The 24,851-nt window shown below is 68.2% G+C and carries 20 protein-coding genes; 5 read left to right on the top strand and 15 right to left on the bottom strand.

Annotated features, from left to right (window positions below; all coding sequences use genetic code 11):
- Nucleotides 1-2: 2 nt before the first annotated feature.
- From K5L94_RS13275 to K5L94_RS13225, 11 genes are all read right to left on the bottom strand, one after another.
- Nucleotides 3-473, bottom strand: a complete 471-nt coding sequence (locus K5L94_RS13275; protein ID WP_053450000.1) for a DUF3613 domain-containing protein — start codon at nt 471-473, stop codon at nt 3-5.
- The gene (locus K5L94_RS13270; protein WP_053449999.1) at nt 470-1,351 is read right to left on the bottom strand and encodes a tetratricopeptide repeat protein; all 882 of its coding nucleotides are present in this window, start codon (nt 1,349-1,351) and stop codon (nt 470-472) included. Before K5L94_RS13270 ends, K5L94_RS13275 begins: the two co-directional genes overlap by 4 nt.
- Complete coding sequence (locus tag K5L94_RS13265; protein WP_053449998.1) at nt 1,351-2,286, bottom strand: type II secretion system F family protein; 936 nt, start codon at nt 2,284-2,286, stop codon at nt 1,351-1,353. The genes K5L94_RS13270 and K5L94_RS13265 overlap by 1 nt, the downstream gene beginning before the upstream one ends.
- A gap of 28 nt (nt 2,287-2,314) precedes the next feature.
- Nucleotides 2,315-3,271, bottom strand: a complete 957-nt coding sequence (locus K5L94_RS13260; protein ID WP_053449997.1) for a type II secretion system F family protein — start codon at nt 3,269-3,271, stop codon at nt 2,315-2,317.
- Nucleotides 3,272-3,273: 2 nt separating this feature from the next.
- Nucleotides 3,274-4,623, bottom strand: coding sequence for a TadA family conjugal transfer-associated ATPase (locus tag K5L94_RS13255; protein WP_053449996.1), 1,350 nt, complete (start codon nt 4,621-4,623; stop codon nt 3,274-3,276).
- On the bottom strand, nt 4,608-5,864 hold the full coding sequence (locus tag K5L94_RS13250; RefSeq protein ID WP_337999983.1) for a CpaE/TadZ family protein: 1,257 nt from the start codon (nt 5,862-5,864) through the stop codon (nt 4,608-4,610). The genes K5L94_RS13255 and K5L94_RS13250 overlap by 16 nt, the downstream gene beginning before the upstream one ends.
- Nucleotides 5,865-5,891: 27 nt before the next feature.
- On the bottom strand, nt 5,892-7,250 hold the full coding sequence (locus tag K5L94_RS13245) for a type II and III secretion system protein family protein (RefSeq protein ID WP_053449994.1): 1,359 nt from the start codon (nt 7,248-7,250) through the stop codon (nt 5,892-5,894).
- 18 nt (nt 7,251-7,268) lie between these two features.
- Nucleotides 7,269-8,300 carry a Flp pilus assembly protein CpaB gene (cpaB, locus tag K5L94_RS13240; protein ID WP_053449993.1) on the bottom strand — a complete coding sequence of 344 codons (1,032 nt, stop codon included), beginning with the start codon at nt 8,298-8,300 and terminating at the stop codon, nt 7,269-7,271.
- A 23-nt stretch (nt 8,301-8,323) separates the two neighbouring features.
- Nucleotides 8,324-8,800, bottom strand: a complete 477-nt coding sequence (locus tag K5L94_RS13235; RefSeq protein WP_053449992.1) for a TadE/TadG family type IV pilus assembly protein — start codon at nt 8,798-8,800, stop codon at nt 8,324-8,326.
- Nucleotides 8,797-9,342 carry an A24 family peptidase gene (locus K5L94_RS13230; protein WP_053449991.1) on the bottom strand — a complete coding sequence of 182 codons (546 nt, stop codon included), beginning with the start codon at nt 9,340-9,342 and terminating at the stop codon, nt 8,797-8,799. Before K5L94_RS13230 ends, K5L94_RS13235 begins: the two co-directional genes overlap by 4 nt.
- A 105-nt stretch (nt 9,343-9,447) precedes the next feature.
- A complete protein-coding gene (locus K5L94_RS13225; RefSeq protein WP_006450700.1) occupies nt 9,448-9,636 on the bottom strand; it encodes a Flp family type IVb pilin in 189 nt (62 codons plus the stop codon).
- A 687-nt stretch (nt 9,637-10,323) separates the two neighbouring features.
- Here K5L94_RS13225 and K5L94_RS13220 point away from each other — a divergent pair.
- The 4 genes from K5L94_RS13220 (at nt 10,324) to K5L94_RS13205 (ending at nt 18,638) form a co-directional block, all read left to right on the top strand.
- Nucleotides 10,324-11,304, top strand: a complete 981-nt coding sequence (locus tag K5L94_RS13220; RefSeq protein ID WP_006450645.1) for an AraC family transcriptional regulator — start codon at nt 10,324-10,326, stop codon at nt 11,302-11,304.
- 235 nt (nt 11,305-11,539) lie between these two features.
- Entirely contained in the window at nt 11,540-17,323 is a 5,784-nt protein-coding gene (locus K5L94_RS13215; protein WP_274510637.1) for an ESPR-type extended signal peptide-containing protein, read from the top strand.
- A gap of 60 nt (nt 17,324-17,383) precedes the next feature.
- Nucleotides 17,384-18,226: an OmpA family protein gene (locus K5L94_RS13210; RefSeq protein ID WP_053449989.1), complete on the top strand. Its 843-nt coding sequence runs from the start codon at nt 17,384-17,386 to the stop codon at nt 18,224-18,226.
- 121 nt (nt 18,227-18,347) lie between these two features.
- A complete protein-coding gene (locus tag K5L94_RS13205; protein WP_019659952.1) occupies nt 18,348-18,638 on the top strand; it encodes a DUF6959 family protein in 291 nt (96 codons plus the stop codon).
- A gap of 78 nt (nt 18,639-18,716) precedes the next feature.
- Here the strand turns inward: K5L94_RS13205 and K5L94_RS13200 are convergent, their stop codons facing one another.
- Nucleotides 18,717-19,544 (bottom strand): class I SAM-dependent methyltransferase, encoded by an 828-nt coding sequence (locus K5L94_RS13200; protein WP_053449988.1) that lies wholly within the window; start codon nt 19,542-19,544, stop codon nt 18,717-18,719.
- Nucleotides 19,545-19,607: 63 nt separating this feature from the next.
- Between K5L94_RS13200 and K5L94_RS13195 the strand changes: the two genes are divergently transcribed.
- Nucleotides 19,608-20,015, top strand: coding sequence for a MerR family transcriptional regulator (locus tag K5L94_RS13195; RefSeq protein ID WP_053449987.1), 408 nt, complete (start codon nt 19,608-19,610; stop codon nt 20,013-20,015).
- Nucleotides 20,016-20,046: 31 nt separating this feature from the next.
- Here K5L94_RS13195 and K5L94_RS13190 read toward each other — a convergent pair whose 3' ends face one another.
- The 3 genes from K5L94_RS13190 to K5L94_RS13180 all read right to left on the bottom strand — a co-directional run bounded on the left by K5L94_RS13190 (nt 20,047) and on the right by K5L94_RS13180 (nt 24,781).
- On the bottom strand, nt 20,047-20,763 hold the full coding sequence (locus K5L94_RS13190; protein WP_005409984.1) for an MgtC/SapB family protein: 717 nt from the start codon (nt 20,761-20,763) through the stop codon (nt 20,047-20,049).
- Nucleotides 20,764-20,864: 101 nt separating this feature from the next.
- Complete coding sequence (locus K5L94_RS13185) at nt 20,865-22,637, bottom strand: chloride channel protein (protein ID WP_274510636.1); 1,773 nt, start codon at nt 22,635-22,637, stop codon at nt 20,865-20,867.
- Between the two features lie 62 nt (nt 22,638-22,699).
- The gene (locus K5L94_RS13180) at nt 22,700-24,781 is read right to left on the bottom strand and encodes a TonB-dependent receptor family protein (protein ID WP_274510635.1); all 2,082 of its coding nucleotides are present in this window, start codon (nt 24,779-24,781) and stop codon (nt 22,700-22,702) included.
- Between the last annotated feature and the right edge of the window lie 70 nt (nt 24,782-24,851).

The following is a 24,851-nucleotide window of genomic DNA, read 5'->3' as shown; positions in this document are numbered from 1 at the left end:
CCTCAACGTCCGGATGAGGATGTTCCCTTGGACTTGCCGACATCGGTTTCAAAGAAATCGGGAATCTCGTGCTGGAAGCTCTTCAGGTAGCGCGCGTAGCTCAGGGTGGCCTGGTCACCGAGGATCGGCAGGCGCGCGCCGGCCTGCTGTCCCGAGGCCTGCAGCTGGAACAGGCTGCGCGTGGCGTCGCCGATCTCGCTGCGGCGTACCGGGGGTGCAGGTGCGGCCGCTGTGCTGGCGAGGTCGTAGGCAGGGGGTGATGCGGGTGCTGGTACGGGCGCACGAGCCTCGGGCGCGGACACGTCGACCGTTGCCAGCGTTTCGGACTGCAGCGGTTGCGCTGCGGTTGCCGCGGGACGGGCACCGCCGAGCATCTGCCCGGTCAGCGGCTGTTGCTGTGCCTGGGCAGCTGTCGCCAGCAGCAGGCCGCTCAGCGCGGGCAACAGGCGACGGGTCAGGAGCGGCTTGATCATGGCGTGTTCCCGGTGGGCTGGTCTTGGGTGCTGAAGCGTTCGAGCATCGAAGGTGGCAGGCGCTGCGGATCCCGCGCATCGCGGATGTCGCGGCGCGCTTCGGCGGCCAGCCGGGCTGCGGCCTGCGAGCGGGCCGGCGGGCCGGCAACCGCGCGGGGGGCTGCCACCTCGCGTGCCGCTGCTGCCGCCTGGCGCTGCTGCAGGCGTGCGCGGATCTGCTCGGCCTGCTGCTGGATGCCGCGGCGGCTGTCTTCGTTGAGGTTGGCCTGCTGGGCCAGGCGCTCGGCCGTGGCGGTGTCCCCACGCAGCACCGCCCACAGTGCAAGGTTGGCCGTCGCCTTGGCATTGCCGGGTGACAGCTCGAGCGCCTTTGCCAGCGGCTCACGGGCCTGGTCGAACTGTCCTGCACGCAGCCGCGCGTAGCCCAGATCGCCGAGGTAGTCGGTGTTCAGCGGTTCCAGTTGGGTGGCCCGGGCCAGAGACTGCTCGCTGCCGGCGTCGTCATCGCGATGCGCGGCGATCAGGCCCAGGCCATGTGCGGCGGCGGCCGCCTGCGGCCCCGTGGACAGTTCACGGTAGAGCGCGATGGCCGCGTCGGCCTGCCCGGTCTCGCGCAGGGCGTCGGCCTGCAGCAGCCGCAGCGCCGGGCGATCACCGTAGCGCTGGCGGAATGCATCGACGTGGGCCAGCGAGGCATACCAGGCGCCCTGCTGCTGCATGCGCGCGATCAGTTCCAGGTAGGCGTTGCGGCTGTCCTGTGGTGCCGGTTCGGGCGCGGCCAGGCTGGGCGCGCGCAGGTACTTCGGCGTGGTCGACGCGCAGCCACTGGCGACGGCGGCAAGGGCGAACAGCAGGCAGGCGGTGCGAAGGGCGGGCATCAGGTCGTTCCCATCGAGGACATGGTGGCGGCCAGCGCAACCAGCGCCGGGCCGGCAAGAACCAGCATCAGCGCTGGCAGCAGGGTCAGCATCATCACTACCGTCATCTTCACCGAAAGCTTGCCGACCTTTTCCTTCAGCGAGTTGCGGCGCTGCTCGCGCAGGCGGATGCTGAACTGGCGCAGTGGCTCCTGCACCGCGCCACCGTGTGCATGCACCTGCAGGATCAGTTGCACCAGGCTGCTCAGGTCGTCGTCACCGTAGACGTCACTCAGGCGGCGCAGCGATTGCGCGCGGGTGCGCCCGTGGGTGTAGGCCACGTTGGCTTCCTGCAGTTCACCGCCGAGGATCGGCAGCGCATCACGCAGCTTGTCGCCCAGCGTCTGCAGGCTCTGGTCCATGCTGAATCCCACCCCCTGCAGCAGGCGCAGCAGGTCGATCAGCAACGGCAGCTCGTTCTCGACTGCACGGCGGCGACGCTTGACCCAGGCAGACAGGGCGAACTTGGGCAGCAGCAGGCCCGCGGCCAGTGCACCGATCACCACCATGATCTTCGCCAGCCCGGTCGCTTCGCTGAAGGCCAGCGCAAGGGCCAGTACCAGCAGCGCGAGCAGCAGGCGGACGCCGAGATAGATGGCGGTGCCGCGGCGCGTGTTCCAGCCGGCCAGATCCAGCAGCAGGCGATCCTCGTTGGCCAGCAGCGCGGCTTCCAGGCGGCCACCACTGAGCGCGCGACCGAAGCGCTCCAGCCAGCCCAGCGAGTCGCGGCCCGTGGCTTCCACTTCGCGCGCCTCGTCACGCGGCTGCAGAGCGGTCTTGAGCGTGGCCGACGTGCGCTGTTCACGATGGCTGCGGACCCAACCGGCAAACCCGAGCAGGGCCACGCCCGCGGCCAGCACCAGCAGTGAAAGCGCAAACCAGGTACTTGCACTCATCGGGCTTCTCCAGGGGGGCTGCGATGGCTCATAGCGATTTGGCCAGTCGATACAGCAGGAAAGCGCCCACCAGCTCCAGGCCCAACGCGATCAGCAGGACCTTGTGGCCGAGCGGCTCGTGCAGCACGGGCTGGAAGAAGTCGGGGCTGGCGATGGCCATCAGCACGGCGCTGGCTGGCGGCAGCAGGCCCAGCACCCAGGCCGACATCCGCGTTTCCGAGGTGGTCGCCGCCAGCTCCTGCTGCGCCTGTTCCAGGTCGCGCATGAAGTCGCCCATGCGCTGCAGGATCTGGTCGGAGCGGCCGCCGATGCGCACGCTGACGCCGATCACCACCGACAGCACCTTCAGTACATCCATGCGATAGGGCTGCGCGGCGAGTGACAACGCGCGATCCAGATCCATGCCGCTGCGGGCATAGCGCACCGTGGTGTCTAGCAGGCCGCGCAGCGGCGGGCTGGTCTGCATCGACGCAACCTGGAACGCCGCCTGCAGGCTGTTGCCCAGCGCGGTCAGGCGCACCAGGTTGTCGAGGAAATCGGGCAGCTGGTGCAGCAGCTGCGCGCGCAGCCGGGTGGTCCGGCGCATGATCCACAGCCAGCAACCGAGCGCGTACAGCAGCAGGGTCAGCGGGAACATCCACGCAGTGCCCAGCCGCAGCATGGCCGTCAGTGACAGCACCAGCCCCGGCACCAGCAGCATCACCGGAAGTTTCCAGCCCGGTTGCAGGCCCGCACGTTGCAGCAGTCCATTCCAGGGCAGCGGCCTGCGCCCGCTGCTGGCAGGCCGTGCAGGCTCGTTGGCGGCGGCACTGGCGATGCTGGCCGATGGCGAAGGGGCTGTATTGCCACGCGCCAGCTGCTGCTCGGCATGCTGCAGCGAAGCCTGGCGCTGCTCGCGGGTGCTGGCCGTGCCCCACAGCCATGCCGCCAGCGCAAGCAGCACGGAGATGATGCTCAGCACGCCCAGCAGCAGACCGGTGCCCATGCTCAATAGTCTCCGTACAGCGATTCGCGCAGCAGCTGGCGGAACGGTTCCAGCTTGTGCGAGTGGGGCTGGAAGCCCAGGCCGACCCAGCGGTCGATCTCCCGGCCGTTTGCGTCGATCTGCAGTTCGTGCCGGAACATCTCCTGGGTGGTGATCAGGTTGTCGCTGACGCCGGTGATTTCCGTGATCGAGACCAGCACGCGGCGGCCGCTGCCCAGTCGCGAGATCTGCACGATGAAGTCGATCGCACTGGCAATCTGCCGGCGAAGGCTGTCTTCGCTGCCCTGGAAGCCGGCGAAACCTGCCAGCATCTCGATGCGGTACAGGCAATCACGCGGTGAATTGGCATGGATGGTCGCCATCGAGCCGTCGTGGCCGGTGTTCATCGCCTGCAGCATTTCCAGCACCTCGGCGCCTCGGACTTCGCCGACCACGATGCGGTCCGGCCGCATGCGCAGGCTGTTGCGCACCAGGTCGCGGATGCTCACCGCACCATGGCCTTCGGCGCCGCCGATACGGCTTTCCAGACGCACCACGTGCGGGTGGTTGAGCGACAGTTCGGCAGTGTCCTCGACGGTGATCACGCGCTCATTGGGCGGCACGTAGCTGGCCAGAGCGTTCAGCAGCGAAGTCTTGCCGGAGCTGGTTCCGCCCGACACCAGGATGTTGCAGCGGCCCAGCACCATCGCTTTCAGCAGCGCCTGCATCGGCGCGTCGAAGGTGCCTTTGGCCAGCAGCTCGTCAGGCGTGAACGGGTCCTTGCGGAACTTGCGGATGGAGACCATCGGTCCATCCACCGCCAGCGGCGAGATGATCGCGTTGAGTCGCCCGCCATTGGGCAGGCGCGCATCGACCATCGGGTTGGAGTCATCCAGGCGGCGCCCCAATGGTGCGAGGATGCGCCGCAGGATCCGCAACAGGTGGGTATCGTCGGTGAAGCGCTGCGTGGCGCGCTTGAGCTGGCCACCCTGCGAGACGTGCACGTCCTTGAAGCCGTTGATCAGGATGTCTTCGATCGACGGATCATGCAGCAGGTCGTCGAGCGGGCCGAAGCCGGTCAGCTCCTTGACCAGCCCTTCTGCGACCACCTGCATTTCTTCTTCATTGATCGGGATGCGCCATTCCTGGATGAAGCCCACCGTCTGCACCTGCACCCAGCGTGCGATGGTATCCGGCGCCCAGGAATCGATGTCGATGCGCTCGTCCTCGATGCTGTTGAGCAGGTGCTCATGCGCGGCCGACAGCACCTTCTGGTACTGCTCGGTCTGCGCGAACGGCAGGTGGCCCGGCGGGTTGTCGGGCAGCACCGGGCGGGTGGCGGCATGCGGGAACGGGGTTACCTTGTCTTCCATTGCGATCCACCCAGGGCAAGGGAGAGTCTTTCCCGCAGTCCCTGTGCCTGCACCGGGCATGCAGCCGGGTCCAGGCGCGAAACGAGCGGGGCGAGGGCACGCAGGTAGGGGTCGCGCGGTGCGTCCTGCAGCAGCAGGTGGCCCTGGCTGGCAGCGAGGCGCACGCGTGGACGTTCGGGCAAGGTGGCCAGCAGCGGCACCTCGAAGCGGCGCGCGATCTGTTCGGGGCTCATGCCGCTGCTGTCGTCGTGGCGATTGATCACCAGCTGCAGCCGCTTCTCGCGTTCGCGCTGACCCGCCAGATGCTTCAGCGCCTGGTCGAGCGACACCAGGGTAGCGATCGAGGCGTCGGTGACCAGCCAGATTTCGTCGGCCTGGTCCAGCAGCAGCGGCGGCAACTGCCGCAGCGGGCAACCACCGGCATCGCACAGAACACTGGCGAACACGGCGCGCAGGCGCTGCAGCAGTGCACCCGGATCGGAGGGCGGCACCGCGTCACTGCCACCGGCCCGATCAAGCAGCACCAGTCCGGAATCATGGCGGGCCATGGCGGTGCGGGCGAGGGTGGCATCGATGCGGCTGGCGTTGCGCAACGCGTCTTCGTAGTGGAAGCGGCTGTCGAGGTTGAGGTACAGCGTGAGATCGCCGGACGGCTGTGCCAGCTCCATCAGCAGGCCATCCTGCTGCAACGCTTCGCCCTGGGCGAGAGTGCGGGTCTGCTGCGCGAGCACTGACAGGTGCGCGGCCAGGGTGCTGGTGCCGACCCCGGCACGCACGCCCAGCAGCACGATCAGGCGAGCCTTGTGCGCCAGTTGTGGCGAGGCCGTCGGTCGCGGTGACAGCGCGCGTCGCAACGCGGCTTCGATGCCGGCGTTGTCGCTGTCCAGGTCCAGCACGTCGCGCAGGCCGGCGCGCAGCGCGATCACCACGCCTTCGACCTGGCCGGCACTGGTAGCGCCGACCGCGACCAGCACCAGGTCCGGCTGTGTCTGCTGCAGCTGCTGGGCCAGTGCGCTGGAGGCGGCCGCGTGTTCGGGGCGGAAATCGAGCAGCACCAGGCTCTGGCCCCCGCGTTGAAGGTCCTGTGCGGAGGTCGGCGCGTTGCTGTCCTGCCAGTGCAGGGTCGTGGTCGGCGGCAACTTGGCAGCCAGCCGGGGCAGCAGTTCGCGATCCATTCCGTACAGGACCAGGTTCATCGGTGGTCCCTGTGGATGCAGTGGCTGGGCGGTGGCGTAGGGCATGGTCGTGGTATCGCAGGCATCATGGAATCAGCGTGAGAAGCCGGGCACCGGGTCCTGGCTGATCGGGCCGAGCAGCCACGAGCCCCATTCGGGCAGGTTCGGCTTGGCTTCGCGTGCGCCGGGCAGCGGTAGTTCGGTGTTGCGCGCAAGCGGCTGCACCAGCCGCGGCGTGACGATGATCACCAGTTCCTTGTCCTGACGCTTGTAGTCGAAATTGCGGAAGAACGAGCCGATGATCGGCAGGTCACCGAGCAGCGGAATCTTGTTGACGCTGGACACCACGTTGGAGCTGACCAGGCCGCCGATGACGAAGCTCTCGCCGTCACCCAGTTCAACCGTGGTGTCGGCCCGGCGGGTGGTGATCGAAGGGATCTGCACACCATTGAGGGCAATCGAATTGCTGTAGTCCAGGTCGCTGGCTTCCGGCGCGACCTTCAGTGCGATGCGGTTCGGTGCCAGCACGGTCGGGGTCACGGTCAGCCCGATGCCGAACGGCTTGTAGGTGATGGTGGTGGTGCCCAGGCCCTGCGGTTCCAGGATCGGCAGTTCGCCACCGGCCAGGAAACTGGCGCTCTGTCCGGACAAGGCGACCAGGGTGGGCTCGGCCAGCACGCGGGCCATGCCGTTGCTCTGCAGCAGGTCGACATCGGCATTCCACAGGCCCTTGGTGGAACCGAACACCAGGCGGAACGCCGAGGAAATCGGTGAAGTGGACTCGTTGCCCGATTCGCCTTCCTTCATGCCGGGCAGGATGCCGGTGTTGCCGGGCAGCTGGCCGCCGGGACGGGCGATGCCATAGGCGAAGCTGCCGTTGCGGTTCTGGAAGCTGATGCCGATCTGCTTCAGGGCGGTCTTGTTGAACTCCACCACCTTGACCTCGACCTGGACCACGCCACCGCTGCTGACCGTCGACGCGTCGGCGAGCTGGCCCTCTTTGCCAAGTGCCATCGCCGCAGTCTGCTGTTCCTGCATGTGCGCAAGCACGCTGTCCGTGCTTCCCTGCAGCAGGCCCTGTTGGCCCTGCTGGGTGAACAGCAGGCCGCTCGTGCCGGTGCTCGCCGCGCCCTGCACAGCGCTCTGCACGCGCACCTGCACGCGCTGTGGCTCGGCCTGCTTGCGGTGCCACAGCAGCAGTGTGGTGGTGCCGGGCGCCTTGCCCACCAGCAGCGCCTGGCGCTGGCCGCGCAGCATCACGATGTCGGCGACACCAGGGTCGGCGATGGCCACGCGCTCGAGGTCGGCGGGCAGGCTCCATGGGCGCTGCTCACGGGCCTGCAGCACCAGATCGTCGGCGGCCACGCTCGTTGCCGGTGCCAGCAGCACCAGCATCAGGGCCAGCCAGCGCTGGCGAGGGGAGGGGCGTGGAGACAGTCGGCGTTGGGTCATGGATGCACTCGGGGCAGGTCAGAGGGAACCACGGGGAGCGGAGCTGTCACCCCGGATGATTTCAATGCCGGAGGCGCGTGGCGCACCGTGGCGGACGGCCGGTGCGCGCGGCGGCGCCTGCGGGTTGACGCGGGTCGGGGCGGCGCCACGCCCGGCCAGCGCATCGCCGTCAATGCCTGCGAAGGCGTGGTTCTCGGGTCGCTGCAGGGCCACCTGCTGCTCTGCATCCAGTCCGCGCAGCGGATCGATCACGCCCCGCGCCTGCGGGAACAGGGCAAGGTCGGGCAGGCCGGTATCGGCCGGATTGCGCAGCGCCAGGAACAGCTTGCCCTGCTGGGCGCCCAGCAGCAGCCGGTTGGCGTCCGCCACCGGTACCGCCAGTACCGCGCTGCGCGCCGGCTGGCGGGTCTCGTCGCTGGCGCCATGGCTGCTGCCGGTGATGTCCGCGGCGCGTGCGTCGTTGCGTTCGCTGCCATCGGTGCTGGCGGCGGTATCGCCCGGGTTCGGCGCGATATCCTGCTGGCCATAGCTCAGCACGCGCAGGCGCGACAGCAGCAGGCGCGCCTGTGCGGCCTCGCCCGGGCCCCCGGCGCTGGGCTGGGCGGTGCGCAGGTTGAGGAACACATCGACGAAATCGCCGGGGAGGATGCGATTGCCCGCGCCGACCAGTTCATCGACCGGCACCGCCAGTGCGCGCTCACCGGGCCGCAGCTGCAGCGAGAAGCCCTGCGCGAGGGCCGAGGAGCTGATCGCGCTGCCTTCAGCAATGTCCTGGACCGGAACCTTGCCGACCACGGTGGAAATGCTGGTCGCGGCGCCGGCGACCGGCGTGGTGCGCTGGGCCAGTCGCAGCCCATTGGCGGTGATCGGCTCGCCGGCCGGCAGCCGGGCGACGGCTTCGACCACCGTGATGGCCTGCGGGTCCGCGCTGGCAACCGGCGCCACATGTACCGGCGCGTCGGGCTTGCGGCCGATCATCAGTGCAATCACGGCCAGCAGCACGGCCAGGCCGATCAGGGCGACGGCGGCAATGCGGGTCAACTTGAGCATGGAACCGTCTCCTGTACCAATCGTCAGGTGCCGCTGCCGAGGTCGAGCTGGGCGACCGCGACGCTGCGGATGGGAGCCCGCATCACCCACCCGTAGAGGGTGGCGGTGCCGGGCAGGAAGGGGTGGCCGGCATAGTCGTAGCTGACCGTGACGGTGATGCACTGCGCGGCGGGCAGCCCTGCACACGGCGCGGGCGCGGCGACCACGATGGCATTGCTGCCGCCCGCGCTGCAGTCCACGTCCTGCTTGGAGAACTGCAGCAGCCACTGCATTGAAGTGCGTGCTGCGACACAGGCCGCGGTGCGGCGCTGGGCGTTGGTGCCGTAGCGCAGGGAGGCGCGTGCTCCCTCTGCGGATGCGGTCGCCAGCGTCTGCTGTGCGGCCATGATCATCACCCCGGTGAAAGTGAACAGCAGCAGCGGCAGCAGGCCGAGCATCAGCATCAGTGCGAATTCGATGCTGGCCACGCCGCGTTGCCGGCGAGGGCTGCGAGTGTTCATGAAACACCTCCGTAGACCTGGATGATGATCCAGCCGATGGCCGACAGCGCCAGATAGGCGGCGTAGGGAATGCCGTGGCGTCCCTGCCGTGCGCTCTGCAGTTCGCGCAGGGCAGGATGTGACTGCCACTGCGAGCTGGCCCGGGTCATCTGCAGCTGCAGGCCGGCCGGCAGCATGGGGCCGAGGCGACGCGAGGCCAGCACCACCAGCGCATGAAGCCCGGCGGCGAGGCTGGCGACCACCCAGATCGGCAGCAGTGCCTCCAATCCCAGCAGCAGGCCCAGCACCGCAAAGAACTTCACGTCGCCCGCGCCCATCCAGCGCACGGCGTAGAACGGAAGCAATGCGACCAGGCCCAGCGCCGCGCCGGCGACGTGGGAGCCCCACGGCAGGCGCGGCGTACTGAACTGGCCAGCGATCAACAGCGGTACAGCCAGCGCGCACGCGGCAAGCAGCCAGGCGTTGGGCACCCGGCGGGCATACAGATCGCTGATCGCGATCCGCAGGCACATGCCGATGGCCAACAATCCCAGCAGTGTCATCGCACACTCCGTCGCCCGATACCGGGCTGTCCCTGGAAACTCCCCGACCTTGCTTCCGGTAGTTTCACTATTACCGGTGTTTGGATCGGTCCATATCCGCCGCGTTTACTTCGGCGCCGTGGTGGCGTCCTTGGCGATATCCTGCAGGTGCTCGAACAGCGTGGTGAAAAACGCGCTGATCTGGGTGCGGCCGACCGCGATCAGGACACCGGCAATGACCGCCGCCAGCAATCCATATTCAAGCGCGGTGACACCATCTTCTTCCTTCAGGAACGTGCGGATCGATGCGTTCATGGTGATTTTCTCCCTCTACCTGTCTGCTGCAGGACACCTGTTGGGCGGTGGCCCGGCTCCGCCGGGATCGTCCGTGGACCCCCGCGCGTCCTGGCGGGGGAGGCACGACGGGGTGTGCCCGCCGTGCTCAAGCAGGGTGATCGGCCCAGGGGAAAACGCCGGCCGCGCGCCGTCCACCGCGCGACGCTGCGCCGCTGGTCGGAATGTCGTGCAATACGGCCATGGTCATGTGCTCCCCCAGGGTGCGGCCGCGTTGAAGTGGCCGGATCACCGTGTTATCGACTTTGCCTGAATGGCGGTTCGCTGCAACTGGAACCTATATGCAAATTCGGCAGAAACCCGCTGATGCTTAAACTTTCAGTCTGGTTCTGTGACGCAAATCCGTTCGCGGGCAAAACGATTCACTGACGTGCAGATAATGTGATGCCCTTTCGATCGCATGCGAGAACCGTGCCAGTCGCGGCCACATTTTCTTCACCTGTGTATCTATTTTCTTCAATGCAGGCTGCGGGTTTACCCAAGTAGATTATCGGGCATACTCGCCTTCAGGTTGTGGCAATTCCCGGGCCGGTTGCATGGCATTGGCTGCTTCCATTCCGGCAACGACGGATGTTCGTGGAAAGGTGTGGCCCTGTCAGGCAGTGGGGGCCGCAGCGTGTGACGGATCAATGGGGGGATGACACTGTCATGGTCGATGGTGGGGTAGGAGACAGCGACGACAGCGGCCTGCGATCAATCGATCTGGCGACGCTGAGCGGTGTACTTCGGGTGTGCGATGTCGAACTGCTGCTGCTCGATGGTAATGGGCCGCGGGCGGCATTCGCTTCGCGCGTACACGAGGAAGCCCTGTTCTGCAGCATCAGCTGCGGATTCCATTGCCGCGGCCGCTTCATGCTGCCACCGGACTGGGCGATGCTCGGATACCTGCACGCGACCGACGAGACACTGAGCTGGTGCCACGGCATACCGCTGACGCCCGGAATGGCATTGACGGTGATGCCTGAGGGCATCAGCGAGTTCACGCTGAGCCCAGGTACGCACCTGACCCTGATGCTGGTGCCGGTTGCGCGTGTACAGCGCAAGCTGACCGAGCTGAGCCTGCGCAGCACGCCGCCGGCCGGACAGGCATTGTCGCTTTTCAACCTGTCCAGCGAATCGGCGCCGCTTGCGCGTCATTATCAGCAGTTGCATGTCCAGCTGGGGCAGGGCGGCAACCTGGAGCCAGAAGAGGCAGAGCGCTTGCTGCACGAGCATGTACAGGCGCTGCTCGGGGCCGGTGCTGCCGATCGGCCCGGCTGCAGCCGCGCGCGGCGAACGCATTATCTGATCGCGCAGCGCGCGGAGAACTTCATGCGGCTCAACCTGCGCCGCAATATCTACATGAATGAGATATGCGACGCGGCCGGGGTCAGCGAGCGTGGCCTGCGCTACGCCTTCGAAGACCTGTTCGGCACATCGCCCAACCGCTATCTGTCGATGCTGCGGCTGTGCGCGGCCTGCCGCAGCCTGTCGATGGCGGATTCCAGCCGGCGCTCGGTGAAAGCGATCGCGCTCAGCTGCGGGCTCTGGGACCTCTCCCGCTTCGCCGACAACTACCGCAAGGTATTCGGCGAACTGCCCCGCGATACCCTGATGCGCGCCCCGGCGCAGATTGGCCAGCCGGCCTGAATCAAGCGGCACAAGGGTTTTTCCGCGGTTTCTGCCGGAATTGCACATCCGCTTGCCGATATGGTTGCCGCTTCTGCATAACCGGCTGCCGATTCCGGTCGTGGATTTGCCGGAATGCGCGATTGCCGTGCCGGAATGAAGTGCGCCGTGGCTTCCGCCCGCGCTGAAATGTCAGTCACCTGCCTAGCGGCAAGTCCACTGACATTCCAGTTGTTCGCCTACGGGGGAAATGCTCATGAACCGCATCTACCGGCGTGTATGGAACCGCCAGCTCAATGCTCTGGTTGTGGCCTCGGAACTCGCCACGGGCGACAGCGGTGGCACCGCTGCCCGTGATCCGCGCAGTGTCCTGCTGGTGCCGACCGCCCTGGCCCTTGCCCTGCTGTGTGCGCTGGCCAGCGGGCACGCGGGGGCATCCGAATCGAATCAATCGCTGCGTGACCTGCAGGCGCTTGCAGCCAAGTACACGCAGCCGATGCCGGTCAAGGTTGATGCCGAAGTTGCATTGGCAGCTGCCGCGCGACAGGCGCAGAGCAGCCCGGCGATCAGCGCGGATGCGCGCGTTGGCCTGCAGCTGAGCACGGCGTCGCTGCCGGTGGTGCGTGATGTGCTGCCGGCCACCGTACAGGTGAAGCTGGCGGCCGGCAGCACGCCGAAGCAGGTTGCGGTACCGGGTCTTGCGGCGGATGTGCGCGCCAGCGTAGGCCTGGGCAATGCTGCGGTACGGGGCGCGCAGGTGGATGCATCGCTGGCTGCACAGGTTGCGCCGGCGGCGCAGGCGCCGCTGGGCATTGCCGCAGACGCACGCGCCAAGGCCAAGGTCGGTCTTGCGGGCGCGCAGGTGGCGTCGATCGACAGCAGTGCCAAGGCTGCGGCCGGCGTCAGTGCTGCGTCGGCGGGAGGCCTGCCAGGCCTGAAGGCAGCGGCTGATGGTGCGCTGGAGTCGAAGCTGAAGGTGGCGGGCCACCAGATCGACGCTCAAGGCCAGGCCAGGGCGACGGCAGCGGTCACGCTGCCTGCCAAGGAAGAGGTGCCGGGAGAAACCCATGACCGCGCGATCACCGCGGCTTTCGATACCGGCGTAGCCGGCAAGGTGCGCGTGCAGGCGCCGGATGGGCAGGAAGTGGTGGCAGATCGCAATCTCAAGCTGGCGGGCCAGGCAACCGTAGCGGCGCAGAACAGTGCGCTGGGTATGGGGGGCCTGGTCGGCGGTGTGGTGGGCGCCGCTGGGAATGCTGTCGGTGGTGCATTGAATGGCACGGTTGGCACGGTCGGGAGCGCGGTTGGCGGCGCGCTGAACGGTACGGTCGGCAGCGTCGGTAGCGCAGTAGGCGGCACGCTCAACAACACCGTAGGCGCCGTGGGTGGTGCATTGAACGGCGCGGTCGGTACGGTCGGTAGCGCAGTCGGTGGTGCGCTCAACGGCACGGTCGGCAACGTGGGCGGTGCGGTGGGCGGCACGCTCAACAACACCGTAGGCGCCGTGGGTGGTGCATTGAACGGCGCGGTCGGTACGGTCGGTAGCGCAGTCGGTGGTGCGCTCAACGGCACGGTCGGCAACGTGGGCGGTGCGGTGGGCGGCACGCTCAACAACACCGTAGGCGCCGTGGGTGGTGCATTGAACGGCGCGGTCGGTACGGTCGGTAGCGCAGTCGGTGGTGCGCTCAACGGCACGGTCGGCAGCGTGGGCGGGGCCCTGGGTGGCACGCTCAACAACACCGTGGGCGCCGTGGGTGGTGCATTGAACGGCGCGGTCGGCACAGTCGGCGCGGTGGGCGGCGCCGTCGGTGGTGCCCTCAACGGCACAGTCGGCAGCGTGGGCGGTGCCCTGGGCGGCACGCTCAACAACACCGTGGGAGCTGTGAGTGGTGCATTGAACGGCGCGGTCGGCACAGTCGGCGCGGTGAGCGGCGCCGTCGGTGGTGCCCTCAACGGCACGGTTGGCAACGTAGGCGGTGCGGTGGGTGGCACGCTCAACAACACCGTGGGGGCCGTGGGCGGCGCATTGAACGGTGCTGTCGGTACGGTCGGCGGCGCTCTCAACGGCACGGTTGGCAACGTAGGCGGTGCGGTGGGCGGCACGCTCAACAACACCGTGGGCGCCGTGGGTGGTGCATTGAACGGCGCGGTCGGCACAGTCGGCGCGGTGGGCGGCGCCGTCGGTGGTGCCCTCAACGGCACGGTCGGCAACGTGGGCGGTGCGGTGGGCGGCACGCTCAACAACACCGTAGGCGCCGTGGGTGGCGCACTGAATGGCACCGTGGGCACGGTCGGTGGAGCCGTTGGCGGCGCCCTCAATGGCACGGTCGGTACCGTAGGCAGTGCAGTCGGCACCGTTGGCAGCACCGTCGGTGGCGTGCTGAACGGCGCCACTGGCGGCGGCACCGGTGGCCTGGGCGGGGTGCTGGGCAACACGCTTGGCAACGTCGGCAGCGCCGTGGGCAACCTGCTCAATGGCAATCTCAATGGCACCCTCGGCAATCTGGGCAGCGCCGTGGGTGGCCTGGTCGGTGGCACGCTCGGCGGCCTCGGCCTGACCAAACCCTCCGCGATTCCGCCGACCAGTCCGAAGGCGCCGGCTGCCGCCGACCCCAATGCCGGCCTGATCATCGGCACCGGCGGCCTGGTCGGTAATGTTGGCCAGCTGATCGGTCCGACCACCACCAGCCTGTTCGGTGGCAACGGCTACCTGAGCAACGGCAACCTCAAGCTCAGCAATGCCAACGTGATGCAGACCTATTCGACGGTCAACGTGCTGGGGCTGCCGGTGGTCAACCTGTCGCCGGTCGGCAGCACGCTCAATGGCCTGGGCGGTGCGGTTACCGGTGGCAGCTCGCACCTGACCCTGATCGGTGGCGTTACCTCCGACAGCTACATCTACAACATCAACAACGGCAATCCCGGCGGTCTGCTTGGCCTGCTGCTGCCTAAGGATTCGCCGGCATGGGCGGCCAAGTGCCTCGACATCGCCCTGGCCGACATCTCCTGCTGGGCGGTCAATGCCGCACAGGATTACCAGGTGCTGATGGGTGACGGCGCCTTTGCCAACGGTTCCAAGGAAGTGGTGATCGGTGCCAACGCCCGCCACGAACTGCCGAAGGTGGATGCCAATGTCGCCTTCCCCGGTGCCGGCACCAACGATCCGAGCAACCCGACCGGGGTACCGACGGCTGACTATGCCGCGCGCATGGGCCACTCGGTGATCGTCGGTGACAGCGCCGTCGGCACCGCCAATGGACAGACCCTGCTGGGCGCGGAGGCCACCTCGAACCAGGCCAACTCGGTCGCACTGGGCTACCGTTCGGCTGCACTGCGCGGTGCGCAGGCCAGCTACAGCGCCTATGGCCTCACCGCGCCGCAGGTCTCGGCCGGTGAAGTGTCGGTGGGTACGGCTGGCGGCGGCGAGCGCCAGATCACCAATCTCGCCGCGGGTAGCGCCAACACCGATGCGGTCAACGTGGCCCAGCTGAAGGGCGCGATCAGCCTGATCAACGGCGTGGCCGATGTCGCGGTGACCTACGATCTGGACGGTGCCGGCAACCCGAACTATCGCCGGGTCACGCTGGGCGCAGGCACCGGTACCACCACCATCGGCAACCTTGCCGGCGGCGCGGTCACTGCCGGCAGCCTGGAGGCGGTCAACGGCGGACAGCTGGCAGGCACCAATGCGGCCATCGCCAGCTTCTTCGGTGGTCGTGCGGCCTTCGATCCGGCCACGGGCGCCTTCACCGCGCCGCTGTTCGAGATCAGCACCATCTCCACCGGTGGTGCCATCGCCAAGGGCCTCTATACCAACGCCACCGATGCCTTTGCAGCGGTCGATGGATCGCTGGTCAACCTCAACACGCAGATCACCGATATCCGCAACGGCGGCACCAAGTACCTGCGGGTCAATTCGACCGGTACCGAAGCCGTGGCCAGCGGCACCGACTCGATCGCGGTCGGTACCAACGCCCGTGCAACTGCTGCCAACAGCATCGCCGTCGGTGCCGGCAGCCTGGCTGACCGCGCCAACAGCGTGTCGATCGGCGCGGCGGGTGCGGAGCGCCAGGTCACCAACATGGCGGCCGGCACCGCCGCCACCGATGCGGTCAACGTTGGACAGCTGCAGGCAGCCGCGGCCGGCGCGCTGCGCTACGACCTCAACGGCGACGGCAGCGTGAACTATGCCAGTGCCACGCTGGGCCAGGGCGGTACCGCCACCACGCTGCGCAACCTCGGCCCGGGCCAGGTGAGTGCCACCAGCAGCGAGGCGATCAACGGTGCCCAGCTGTTCGCTGCCAACCAGGCCGTGGCCACCCACCTGGGCGGCGGCGCAGCGGTGAACGCCAGCGGTGTGCTGACCGCACCGACCTACTCGATCAACAACATCGCCGCCAACGGCACCATCACCAAGGGCAGCTACAACGACGTCGGCACCGCGTTCGACGCGGTCAGCAATTCGCTGGCCAACGTGGCCGACCAGACCGGCGAGATCGACAAGCTGGCGGTGAAGTACGACGTCGATGGCAGTGGCAACGTGATCAACAGTGTCTCGCTGAAGGGCACCGGCACCGGAGCGGTGAAGGTGACCAACGTCGCCGCAGGCAGCATCCTGGCCGGCAGCAGCGATGCCATCACCGGCGACCAGCTGTTCAGCACCCACAGCACCATCGCCAGCTACTTCGGTGGCAACACCGCCTTCAACGGCACCACCAACGTGTGGACCGCACCGAAGTTCAGCATCTCCAGCATCGCCACCGATGGCAGCTTCACCAGCGGCGACTACAACAACGTCACCGCGGCTTTCAACGCGGTGGACGGTTCGCTGAAGGTCCTCAACCAGCGCATCACCAACGGGGGTGGTGGCAGTGCCTACCTGGCGGTGAACTCGACGGCGGCGGCTGCCACGGCGGCCGGTGCCGAAGCGGTGGCGGTCGGCCCGCAGGCCAGTGCCGCAGGTGCCAACAGCGTGGCGGTCGGCAACGGCGCCAGCAGCAGTGCCGGCAACAGCGTCGCGCTGGGTGCCGGCTCGGTGGCCAGCGTCGGCGCGCAGAGCGGTTACACCGGCGCCTACGGGCAGACCGGTGCCAGCAACTCGGCCGGTGAAGTGTCGGTTGGCAGCAGCGGCAGCGAACGCAAGATCACCCACGTTGCCGACGGCTCCGACGACCACGATGCGACCAATGTCGGCCAGCTGAAGAATGGCGTGAACTACGCCATCGACCAGTCCAAGTCCTACACCGACCAGAAGATCAAGAACATCACCAACGTGGCCGGCAGCTTCCGTGCCAACAACACCAACAACCTGGCCGACCCGTCCGCCAGTGGTGCCAACTCGGCCGCCGGTGGTGCAGGCTCGACCGCCGCCGGTGCCAATTCGACCGCGCTGGGCAACGGTTCGCAGGCTCAGGCCGACAACTCGGTGGCACTGGGTGCGGGTTCGGTGGCGAACCGGGCCAACACGGTGTCGGTCGGTGCCGCCGGTGCCGAGCGCCAGGTGGTCAACGTGGCCGACGGCTCGCAGGCCACCGATGCGGTCAACGTGCGCCAGCTGCAGGCCTCGCAGCAGGGCACGATCCGCTACGACACCACGGTCAACGGTGCCACCAACTACAACAGCGTCACCCTGGGCAGCACCGGCAGCGGCCCGACCACCGTCCGCAATGTTGCGGCCGGTACCGCGGGCACCGATGCGGTCAACGTGGACCAGCTGAAGTCGGGCATGGCGCAGACCCTGGACTGGTCGAAGGCCTACACCGACGAGCGCATGGGCGGCTTCGAGCGCGACCTGCGCAAGACCGACAACCGCGCCTCGGCCGGTATCGCCTCGGCGATGGCCACTGCGGCGCTGCCGCAGCCCAGCGAAGCCGGCCGCAGCATGGCTTCGATCGCCGCCGGCAGCTACAACGGCGAATCGGGCGTGGCGCTGGGCATCTCCGGTGTCTCCGAAGGCGGGCGCTGGATCTACAAGTTCAGTGGTTCCACCAACAGCCGTGGCGAGGCCGGTGTGGCCGTCGGTGCCGGCATCCAGTGGTGATCGCCGCCGCCGGGCCGCAACGCGGCCCGGCGGCGCGGAAACGTCAACAGGGGGAATGACATGAAACAGCATCGCATCGCCCGGGCCGGCCACGTTGCCGCGACACTGGGCCTGATCCTGGGAATCGGCCTGCTGGCCGCCTGTCGCAGCCATGCGCCGGCCGCCGATGGCCCCGCCGAAGCCACCGCCGTGCATTTCCCGGAGGCATCGAAAGCCTCGCTGAAGGAAGGCACCTATCCCGACGTCGCCGATCTGCGCCGCTTTGCGCCGGGGATGAGCAAGCGCCAGCTTTACACCCTGCTGGGCACGCCGCACTTCAACGAAGGCATGTGGGGCGTGCGTGAATGGAACTACCTGTTCAACTTCCGGACCGCGCAGGGCGCGGAGTACTTCACCTGCCAGTTCCAGGTGCGCTTCGACGGCAAGGGCATTGCCCAGGCCGGGTACTGGAAGCCGGAATCGTGCGCGGCCGTGCTCGACCCACCGCGTCCGCCCGCGCCGCCGGCACCGCCACCGGCGCCATTGCCGGAACAACCGTTGCGGCTGTCTGCCGACGCACTGTTCGGTTTCGACAGCGCCGTGCTCAGCGCCGAAGGCCAGCAGGCGGTGCAGGGCATCCTGGCGCAGGTGCGCGAGGCGGCGCAGGTGCAGTCGATCCGGGTGACCGGGTACACCGACCGCATCGGCAGCGCCAGCTACAACCAGGCGTTGTCGCAGCGCCGCGCCGACGCCGTGCGCAACGCACTGGTGCAGGGTGGGGTGCCTGCCGGCAGCATCAGTGCCGAAGGCCGCGGGGCCGCCGAGCCGATCGTGCAGTGCGAGCAGCGCAACCGCCGCGAGCTGATTGCCTGCCTGGCACCGAATCGGCGGGTGCAGATCGCCGGGATGGCCCATCCGCGCTGAGATTCCTGCGCCGGGGCATGACCCCGGCATTCCGAGTCCCCCCTGACCGTCGGCAGGACGTGGCAACGTCTCCCCCGTCATCCACGCCTGCCGGCGGCTCAGGTTTTCCATGGTGCACGCGATGAATGCCCAATTCCTGCCTCTTTCCATGAAGACGGAAACCACACTGAGTGTGTACGGCCAGCTCGGCAACCACGCCGTGGTGCGTATTCCCGGGCGGCGGCTGCCGGGGTTGATCCTGCAGGCCGATACCGTGGCGGGGTTCCTGGCCCAGCTGCAGGAAGCCCAGGCCTGCCTGCGCAGCGGCCGCGCACAGCGCACCGATGCCGAGCTCGACATGCTGATCGACGTTCTGCAGCAGTGGTACGCGCTCATCGAATCGCGCCTGGCCGATGCCGGCGAGGCGTTGTAGGTAAAAGGGGACGGAGGGGATTAAGTCGTTTCCGGCACTGCCGGGGCAAGAACGACTTAATCCCCTCCGTCCCTTTTTCTAGGCGCGGGCGCTTACGTGCCAGCAGGCGGCCTCCACGCGCACGCGGTCGCCTTCGATGAAGGGGGCGAACGCCGCCAGTGCCTTGTCGCGAAGTGCGGCGGCGCGGGCTTCCGGCATCGAGCGCAGGGCAAGACCCAGCGGGCCCAACTGGCCTACGTACGTCGGCAGGTCATCACGGGCGATCGAGCAGGGCAGGTCCACGGCGACCACATCCACATCCTTCCAGCCGGCGGCCAGCAGCGCGTGCCGCACGCGTTGGCCATCGGCGAAGGCGAACTGTCCCGGAGCGCCGGGCACGCGCGGCGGCAGATCCAGCGCATCACCAATGGCGCGCTCGGCGGTGGTCATGAACGGATTTTCGTCTGCGCCGCGCCAGGCAATGAAACGAAGGCCGGCGCCGGGCAGCGCCGCGCGGTGCAGGTTGGCGAAGGCCGCGCCGCTGTCCTCAAAGAACATCACGCCCAGCCGCGACTGGATCCAGTCGTAGTGTGCCGGCGGCAGCGGATGTTGCTGCGCATCGGCCACGATGAAGTCCGCCGCTAGTCCTGCGTCGGCGGCACGCTGCCGGGCCAGCGCCAGCATCGGCGCGGAGATGTCCAGGCCGGTGCAGTGTGCTTGAGGGCGCGCTGCCGCCGCGGCCAGCAGGCTGGCGCCGGTACCGCAGCCAATGTCCAGCAGCTGGGTGACGGTATCCGGCAGCTCGCTGACCAGCAGATCGGCCAGCGGCTGGAACAGGCCATCGAGCATGGCCTGTTGCGCGACCCATACCTGCCCGCCAGAGCCATTCCAGAGCGCGCTTTGATCAACCGGGGATGTGCTGGCCATGGCCTTGCCTTGCAGGGAAGTTGCCCATAGGTTGGCGCTTGAAGGCGACTTGAGGTCAAGCCCATGCGTGAACTGGATATCGGCGAGGTGGTGAAGCGCAGTGGCGTGCCGGCCTCGACACTGCGTTACTACGAACAGCTGGGGCTGTTGCAGGCCCTGGGCCGTCGCGGCATGCGCCGGCAGTACGACGAGCAGGTGCTGGAACGGCTGGCACTGATCGGCCTCGGCCAGGCGGCCGGGCTGTCGCTGCAGCAGATCGGGGTATCGCTGCCGCCCCTGCGCGGATGCCTCACGCTGGACCGGGACGCCCTGCTGGCACAGGCCGAGATACTGCAGCGGCAGATCAGCCAGCTGCAGCGGATACGCCGGCACCTGCAGCGGGCAGCGGCCTGCCCGGAGGCGCAGGATGCGCGCCGGTGCGGCTCATTCCGCAAGTTGTTGAGGGCCCAGCAGCGCATCGCGAGAGGGTGAGAGAAGCGCATCCACGCCATGCGTGGATGAATCAATCGCGCGTACTGACTTCCCAGGTGGCGTGCAGCACGCCTGGCACGTGTTCCATCCGCGCCAGCACCACGTCCAGTTCATCGGCGCTGACGGCGGTGCTGACCAGGACCGCGATCACATCGGTGGGCGCGTCGGCATGTTCGACCACCTGCACATCGCCAACCGGATACTGCGCGGCCTCCAGTGCATCGACCAGCCGCTCGCGCACGCGCGGCACTGCTTCGGCATCCACGCTCAGGCGCACCTCGTAGGTCGCTTCGGTCGCCGCCTCGTTGATCGGGATGCGGTTGATCGCATTCACCAGCGGCCGCAGCAGGGTGTTGCCGGCAATGATCAGCACCGTCAGCAGCACGCCCTCGGCCAGCATGTCCGCACCGGTGCAGCTGCCGACCGCCGCCGAGCACCACAGCGTGGCGGCGGTGTTCAGGCCGCGCACGTTCATGCCTTCCTTCATGATCACGCCAGCGCCGAGGAAGCCGACGCCGGAGACCACGTAGGAGATCACCCGCACCGCCTCGGCACTGCCGGCGATGCGCATGCCCAGGTCGACGAAGGCAGCGGCGCCCACCGCGACCAGCACGTTGGTGCGCAGGCCGGCGGTGCGCTGCCGGTACTGGCGTTCGGCGCCGATCAGCGTGCCAAGCACGAAGGCGGCCAGCAGGCTGACCACGGTGTCGGCGAAGGGGCCGGCCTGGAAGGTTTCAATGAAGCGCATGGCCCGAGTCTACCCGGTGGAGGTGACAGTAGATCCACGCCCTGCGTGGATATCCAGATGTGCCGGAAACGACTTAATCCCCTCCGTCCCCTTTTGTGGGGTCAGTCGGTGTCCTCGACGCGCTCGCCCATCAGTTCGCGCTGGCGCTTGTCCAGTTCCTCGGCGTAGCGCTTGCGCACGAAGGCTTCGGAGACCACGCCCAGCACCTGGCCGTCGGTGGCTACCACGGCCAGTTCGTCGGCCTGGGTCTGGTCGAAGCGCTGCATCACGCTGACCACGTCCGCGGCCGGCGACAGTGACACGTCACGGTTCTCGGCCAGTTCGCCGATCGCGGTCTCCGGCTTCACGCCATCGCCATAGACGCGCGGGATCTGCACGATGCCGGCGTAGTGGCCTTCGCCATCGATCAGCACCACCCGGCTGCCCGAACCCAGCGGGAAGCGCTGGCGGAACGCGGCAGCGTCGAGGTCGGCCGGTGCGGTCGCCACGCCCTTGCGCATCAGCCGGCCGGCGCTGAGGTTCTGCACCCAGCCGACGTCGCGGGCGCTCTTGATGGTCTCACCGCGCAGGTGCATGCGCCAGGTCGAGAACGAGTAGCCGAACCACTGCCGTACCAGCGTGCTGGAGACCAGCACCGCGCTCATCACCACGCTGGTCAACAGGAAGTCGTGGGTGCCTTCCAGTACCAGCATGGCCATGGTCATCGGTGCGCCGACCACGGCGGCGGCCAGCGCCGCCATCCCGGCCAGTGCGGCGGAGGTGGCGTCGATCACCGGCACCCCGGTGGCCATGGCCAGCAGGCCGGCGAACAGGGCGCCGACCAGGGTTCCCATGAACAGAGAGGCGAAGAACAGGCCGCCGCGGAAGCCGAACCCGAGCGAGATGCCCGAGGCCAGGCACTTCAGGGTCAGCAGGCCGCCGATCCAGATCAGCGGCAGGTGCGTCGTCAGGTCCAGGTGCAGCGCGCCATGGCCGGACGACAGCACCTGCGGGCTGGCCAGCGCCAGTGGAATCAGCAGCAGGCCGCCCACCACCGGGCGGCCCCACAACGGCAACGGGCTGCGCTTGACCGTGCCTTCGATCGAGGCGATCAGCCGCATCACCGCGATGCCGACCATCGCGCAGCAGCAGCCGAGCAAGCCGTAGATGGCGTAGTCGGCGGCGCGGACATCAATCGTCGAGGCTGCCGGCAGCAGGTAGGCCTCGATGCCGGCCTGGTCGGCCACGAACGCGCCGGCCAGCGCGGCGACCGCGACCGGCGCCAGTGCCGCCGGGGTGTAGGCACCGATGACGATCTCGAAGGCGTAGAACGCGCCGGCCAGTGGCGCACCGAAGGCGGCGGCGATGGCACCGGCGGCACCAGCGCCGACCAGGATGCGCACGTCGTTGCGGCGCAGGCGCATCACCCGCCCCAGCTGCGAGCCGCTGCCGGCGCCCATCTGCGTATACGACGCCTCCAGCCCGACCGAGGCGCCGCAGCCGTTGGACAGCAGGGTCTGGGTCAGCACGATCAGGTTGTCGCGCATCGACATGCGGCCGCCATGCAGCGCATTGGCTTCCACCGCATCGAGCAGGGGCCGCTTGAGCCGGGTCGCGGCCAGGCTGACCAGGCCGACCAGCAGCCCACCCAGCGGCAGCACCAGCAGCGCGGTCCAGGTCAGCGAGGGCAGGGAGCTCAGCCGCATGCCTTCGTCCAGGCCATACAGCGCGCCCTGCAGCCAGCGCGCGATGCCCGATTGCAGCAGGGTCAGGTAGCCGGCGATCAGGCCGACCAGCAGCGCCAGCGCGATGAACCACAGGTCGCTGCCACGCAGGCGCAGGCGCAGGCCCTGGAAGGCCGCATGCAGGCGCGATGGCGAAACGGGCAGTGACATGGTGGCGGCATGATACGCCGCCACCGTGAGCGCCACCGTCACTGCATCGGGCGGTTATCGCCTCAGAAGCGGTAGCGGCCCTGCACGTAGAAGGTGCGCGGCGCGGCCACCATGCGCCCGGCGTTGCCGTCGACGTTGCGGGTGTACCAGCGCTTGTCGGCCAGGTTGTTCACGCCCAGCGCGATCTCACTGTCGCCCAGCCCCGGCACCTGCCAGGCCACCTGTGCGTTCCACAGTCGCACGCCGGGCACGCGGCCCACGCGCGCGTCGGCGGTCTCGGCCCAGGTGTTGGCCGCATCGGAGAACTGGCCACTCTGGTGGGTGCTGGAAACGTTGAAGGTCCATCCGGCCAGGGCGTAGCGGGCACCCACGCTGTCGGTGTCGCGCGAATAGAACGGCACGTCCAGGCCGCGGTTGTCGCCGGACTGCTGGATCGCCTTGGTCCAGGTGTAGTTGGCGTACAGCTCCAGCCCGGCCAGCGCGCTGTCCTCGGCGAAGTGGTATTCCAGCGCGCTTTCCACGCCCTTGTGGTCGGTGGCGCCGATGTTCTGGAAGGTCGGCGGGGTGATGCCCGGCACCTGCAGGATCTGGTTGTCGAAGCGCATCTTGAACACGGTGATTTCCGCGCGCAGTGCGCCGTCCTGCCAACGCGCGCCCAGTTCGGTGGTCTTGGCCACTTCCGGGTTCAGCGGGTTGCTGGCGGTCTGCGAATTCAGCTGGATGTTCTGCACTGGACCGAACGAGGTGGTGTAGTTGCCGAACACGGTCAGCTGCGGGGTCAGCAGGTAGGCAATGTTGAGCGAGGGCAGGGCCTTGTTGTTGCGGCTGCTGAAGGTCGCGCTGCCGCCAGACTGGCGGCGGTCCATGTCGATCCACTCCATGCGCACGCCCGGGGTGATCCGCCACTGGCCGACCGCGATGCGGTCGTCGATGTAGAACGCGTGGGCGTCGGTGGCGTTGTCGAAGCGGGTGGTGGCGCTGGCCGCACCGGTGCGGCGGGTCACGGTGTAGCTGCGGTCGTTGCCGCGCTCGCGCAGGAAGCGGTAGCCGGCGGTGATGTCATGCACGGTGCTGCCCCAGTGCAGGCGCTGGGTGTAGCGCGGCTCGATGCCGAGCACGCGGTAGTCGCGCGGCTGCACGGTCAGCTGGGTGTTGGCGGCATTGATCAGCGAGCTGGCGCGGCTGCTCTCGTTGTAATAGGCCAGCACCTCGAACTCGCTGTTGGCCGACAGCGTGTTGGTGTAGCCCAGATCGATGCCGGTGCGATGGCCCTTCCAGAAGTCGGTCGGGCGGGTGTTCTGGAACGGATCGGCCTCGTACTGCGCGCGGGTCAGGCCGCCCGGAGTCAGTGAGCGCACATCGTAGTAGGACAGCTTGGCACGCAGTTCCTGCTGTTCGTCGATGGCGTAGGCGAACTTCAGTGCGAGATCGTTGAAGCGATCATCGCTGCCCTGGCGCCAGCCGCGGCCGTCCTGGCCGGAGTAGAGCAGGGCGGCGCCCAGCCCGTTGTCGCCGGTGCCGCCGAGGAAGGCGTTGTACTGGGTGCTGTCGCCACCGCCGTGATCGTAGGCGGTGTAGCGCACACCGGCCTCACCGTGCAGGCCGGCGCCGGTCGGAATGGCGCGGGTGCTGAAGTTGATGATGCCGCCCACGTTCTGCGGCCCGTAACGCACCGCGCCGCCGCCGCGCACCACGTCGATCGATTCGATGTTGGACAGGCTGGTCGGCGCGAACGACAGCTGCGGCTGCCCATACGGCGCCACCGCCAGTGGCACACCATCGAGCAGTACGGTGGAGCGCGGCGAATAGCGACCGGTGAGGCCGCGCACGCCGATGTTCAACGACACCGAGCTGCCGGCCGTACCGGAGTTGTCGGTGACCTGCACGCCGGGGATGCGGCGCATGGCATCGCCGATGCTGGCCGCGCCGCTGGCCTCGATGCGCTGGCGGTCGACCACGGTGCGGGCGCCGGCGAAGCTCTTGACGCTGTCGTGCAGGCCGGTGCCCAGCCAGCTGCCGGAGACCTGGATGCTGTCCAGCGTGGTGGCGCCGTCCTGGGCGAAGGCGCTGGCGGCCGGGAGCAGGCACAGGGCGAGGGCGGCGGCCAGCGGCAGGCGGGCCGGTCGGAGGGCGTTGATGGGCATCGGTGCAGGTCGTGGAAGGTCGTAAATGAGAATTATTGCTGATTCCATTCGCCAATGGAATGCGTCTGCG

The sequence above is a fragment of the Stenotrophomonas forensis genome, from assembly GCF_028752115.1.
Classification (GTDB): domain Bacteria; phylum Pseudomonadota; class Gammaproteobacteria; order Xanthomonadales; family Xanthomonadaceae; genus Stenotrophomonas; species Stenotrophomonas forensis.
This window is presented reverse-complemented; position numbering and strand designations above follow the sequence as displayed.

Coding starts and splice junctions, on each gene's coding strand:
- K5L94_RS13275 (WP_053450000.1), bottom strand. CDS start 473: ATGATCAAGCCGCTCCTGACCCGTCGCCTGTTGCCCGCGCTGAGCGGC.
- K5L94_RS13270 (WP_053449999.1), bottom strand. CDS start 1,351: ATGCCCGCCCTTCGCACCGCCTGCCTGCTGTTCGCCCTTGCCGCCGTC.
- K5L94_RS13265 (WP_053449998.1), bottom strand. CDS start 2,286: ATGAGTGCAAGTACCTGGTTTGCGCTTTCACTGCTGGTGCTGGCCGCG.
- K5L94_RS13260 (WP_053449997.1), bottom strand. CDS start 3,271: ATGGGCACCGGTCTGCTGCTGGGCGTGCTGAGCATCATCTCCGTGCTG.
- K5L94_RS13255 (WP_053449996.1), bottom strand. CDS start 4,623: ATGGAAGACAAGGTAACCCCGTTCCCGCATGCCGCCACCCGCCCGGTG.
- K5L94_RS13250 (WP_337999983.1), bottom strand. CDS start 5,864: ATGCCCTACGCCACCGCCCAGCCACTGCATCCACAGGGACCACCGATG.
- K5L94_RS13245 (WP_053449994.1), bottom strand. CDS start 7,250: ATGACCCAACGCCGACTGTCTCCACGCCCCTCCCCTCGCCAGCGCTGG.
- cpaB (WP_053449993.1), bottom strand. CDS start 8,300: ATGCTCAAGTTGACCCGCATTGCCGCCGTCGCCCTGATCGGCCTGGCC.
- K5L94_RS13235 (WP_053449992.1), bottom strand. CDS start 8,800: ATGAACACTCGCAGCCCTCGCCGGCAACGCGGCGTGGCCAGCATCGAA.
- K5L94_RS13230 (WP_053449991.1), bottom strand. CDS start 9,342: ATGACACTGCTGGGATTGTTGGCCATCGGCATGTGCCTGCGGATCGCG.
- K5L94_RS13225 (WP_006450700.1), bottom strand. CDS start 9,636: ATGAACGCATCGATCCGCACGTTCCTGAAGGAAGAAGATGGTGTCACC.
- K5L94_RS13220 (WP_006450645.1), top strand. CDS start 10,324: ATGGTCGATGGTGGGGTAGGAGACAGCGACGACAGCGGCCTGCGATCA.
- K5L94_RS13215 (WP_274510637.1), top strand. CDS start 11,540: ATGAACCGCATCTACCGGCGTGTATGGAACCGCCAGCTCAATGCTCTG.
- K5L94_RS13210 (WP_053449989.1), top strand. CDS start 17,384: ATGAAACAGCATCGCATCGCCCGGGCCGGCCACGTTGCCGCGACACTG.
- K5L94_RS13205 (WP_019659952.1), top strand. CDS start 18,348: ATGAATGCCCAATTCCTGCCTCTTTCCATGAAGACGGAAACCACACTG.
- K5L94_RS13200 (WP_053449988.1), bottom strand. CDS start 19,544: ATGGCCAGCACATCCCCGGTTGATCAAAGCGCGCTCTGGAATGGCTCT.
- K5L94_RS13195 (WP_053449987.1), top strand. CDS start 19,608: ATGCGTGAACTGGATATCGGCGAGGTGGTGAAGCGCAGTGGCGTGCCG.
- K5L94_RS13190 (WP_005409984.1), bottom strand. CDS start 20,763: ATGCGCTTCATTGAAACCTTCCAGGCCGGCCCCTTCGCCGACACCGTG.
- K5L94_RS13185 (WP_274510636.1), bottom strand. CDS start 22,637: ATGTCACTGCCCGTTTCGCCATCGCGCCTGCATGCGGCCTTCCAGGGC.
- K5L94_RS13180 (WP_274510635.1), bottom strand. CDS start 24,781: ATGCCCATCAACGCCCTCCGACCGGCCCGCCTGCCGCTGGCCGCCGCC.